The sequence below is a fragment of the Stenotrophomonas sp. NPDC077420 genome (assembly GCF_044543385.1).
In the GTDB taxonomy this organism is placed as follows: Bacteria; Pseudomonadota; Gammaproteobacteria; order Xanthomonadales; family Xanthomonadaceae; genus Stenotrophomonas.
Genome location: NZ_JBITVZ010000041.1, coordinates 1 through 2,014 on the forward strand (window position 1 = coordinate 1; position 2,014 = coordinate 2,014).

At 64.3% G+C, this 2,014-nt stretch carries 4 protein-coding genes; all 4 read right to left on the reverse strand.

Annotated features, from left to right (window positions below; genetic code table 11):
* Positions 1-111: 111 nt before the first annotated feature.
* Complete coding sequence (gene copC / locus ACIGII_RS19485) at positions 112-495, reverse strand: copper homeostasis periplasmic binding protein CopC (protein WP_017354979.1); 384 nt, start codon at positions 493-495, stop codon at positions 112-114.
* Between the two features lie 162 nt (positions 496-657).
* A complete protein-coding gene (locus ACIGII_RS19490; RefSeq protein ID WP_026070601.1) occupies positions 658-1,008 on the reverse strand; it encodes a four-helix bundle copper-binding protein in 351 nt (116 codons plus the stop codon).
* A 70-nt stretch (positions 1,009-1,078) separates the two neighbouring features.
* Positions 1,079-1,603 (reverse strand): DUF411 domain-containing protein, encoded by a 525-nt coding sequence (locus ACIGII_RS19495; RefSeq protein ID WP_229301210.1) that lies wholly within the window; start codon positions 1,601-1,603, stop codon positions 1,079-1,081.
* Between the two features lie 14 nt (positions 1,604-1,617).
* A partial coding sequence (locus ACIGII_RS19500; RefSeq protein ID WP_399657657.1) for a YybH family protein occupies positions 1,618-2,014 on the reverse strand: 397 nt, incomplete at its 5' end.

The window sequence follows — 2,014 nt, forward strand, 5'->3', positions numbered from 1 at the left end:
GCTCGCCGCGCCCCGGACCCCCCGCCGCGGGGCCCCCCGCCCCGCACCCTGCCGACCCGGTCGGCCAGGACTCGCCGTGCATAAGCCGACAGGTCGAACATTCGCGACTCCTCAGCGCACCGTGAAGCTGAAGCTGCCCGGCATGGGGTGGTTGTCACCACCGACGGCGCGGTATTCCACGGTATAGACGCCCGGAGTCAGCGGCTGGGGCAACTTGGCACGCAGGGTCTTACCGTTGTTGACGATCTCGGTCGTGAAATTCTCGATCGGCATGGTGGAACTGCCGTGCTTCATGAGCAACTTGAGACGCGACGCCCGCGGAATCAATGTTTCGTTGAACACGAGATCGATCTGGCCCGGCGAAGCCACCACCGCATTTGCCGCCGGTGTGGACTGCTGCAGCGCGGCGTGGGCGTGCGCGATCTGCAGGGAGAACTGCCCAGCCGCAATCGCGAGGACGAGCGCGAAGGAGCGAAGGACGTTTGATGATTTCATAGGGATAAATCCTCATTGCGAATGTGATGCAAAGCCCCGTTCGGCGCCGTGCTGTGTTGGATCCGACAAGCGTTAGGTGTCGGGCTGTCACCGAAACCACGGTTGGTCGGCTTTTGATATTTGAGATGAGGATCCCGCCGCTCAGGCGGGATCCTCGACGCGTCAAGCCGCCATGGCGCTGCAGCTTTCCGCGCAACGGCGACAAACTTCGGCGCAGCGCGCCATCTCCGGGTCGTTCATGGCGTCGCATGCTTCGGCGCACTGGCGGCAGATCTCCGCGCAGGCACTGCAAACCACCGAGTGAGCGCTGGCGCCACGCAACATGGCGTCGGCGCTGGTGGCGCAGATATCGGCACACGTCGCCAGCAGGGCGATGTGCTCCGGGGCTGCGTGGGCACCTCCTTTGCTCAGGCAATAGTTGATGGTCTCAAGGCAAATCGCGTGGCATTGCGTGCAGTTGTCGATGCACTCGTTCATGGCCTGAGACCGGTGGTCTTCGGAATGGTGAGTCATGTGGATCTCCTGCTTCATCGCGGACGAGAATCGGCGCGCCCGCAACACCGCCCCCTGTTGCTCTTGCGGATCAATGCTGTGCGAAGGGTTCGGTGGTTCCGTCGTGATGGACCAGCTCGACCGTATACGGCTGCTGGCGTCCTTCCGGGACCTCCATGCCCGGCGAACCGAGCGGCATTCCGGGCAGGACCAGGCCGCGTGCGTCCGGCTTTTCTTCGAGGAGGCGCTTGATGTCCTCGGCCGGGACATGGCCTTCGATGACGTATCCGTCGACCTCGGCCGTGTGGCAGGAGCCCTTTGCATAGGGGACACCCAGGCGCTCCTTGACCGGACCCAGGTCATCCATGTCATGCACATCCACGGTGAACCCCGCCTTCTTCACGTGGTCGATCCAGCTACCGCAGCACCCGCAGGTCGGGGTCTTGTGGACGGTCATGCGTGGCAGGGCGGCTGGAGTCGCGTCGGCTGTTTCCGGGACGACCTGTGCAGTGGGCGCGATGGTGGATTGCGCGGGTGTAGCCGCTTGGGTGCAGGCACCCAGGCCGGCGACCGCAAAAGCCGCCCACGCCAGTCGGTTCAATCTGCAGGTTTTCATTTCTGGTTCTCCGCTTAGCGCTTGGTCCGCGAAGACCAGTGGATGTGGGCGATCCGCCAACCGTCGGTGGTCTGCTTCAGCACCATGGTCTCGGTGCTCTGGACGGTCAGTGGCTTACCGTCTTTCTGGGCGTGCAGCTCGCTTTCGGTTCCGACCCATGCGAACTCACCAGCGGTGCGTGCACGCTGACGGAGCAGCTGGCGATGGGCGCCCTTGAGGAATGCCGCATCGCTGACTGCGTGATGACCCAGATATTCCTCGCGGCTGCGCTCGGCACCCCCGGACTCGAGGATGAGGACGTCGGCAGCGAGCAGGGCTTCGACCGTGGCCAGATCGCCGCTAGACAGGGCCCTGTTGAAACGCTCCGCTACGGCGACCGCGGCCTCTGCAGTGACTGGGACGTCGACGTCC

Coding starts and splice junctions, on each gene's coding strand:
- ACIGII_RS19495 (WP_229301210.1), bottom strand. CDS start 1,603: ATGAAAACCTGCAGATTGAACCGACTGGCGTGGGCGGCTTTTGCGGTC.
- ACIGII_RS19490 (WP_026070601.1), bottom strand. CDS start 1,008: ATGACTCACCATTCCGAAGACCACCGGTCTCAGGCCATGAACGAGTGC.
- copC (WP_017354979.1), bottom strand. CDS start 495: ATGAAATCATCAAACGTCCTTCGCTCCTTCGCGCTCGTCCTCGCGATT.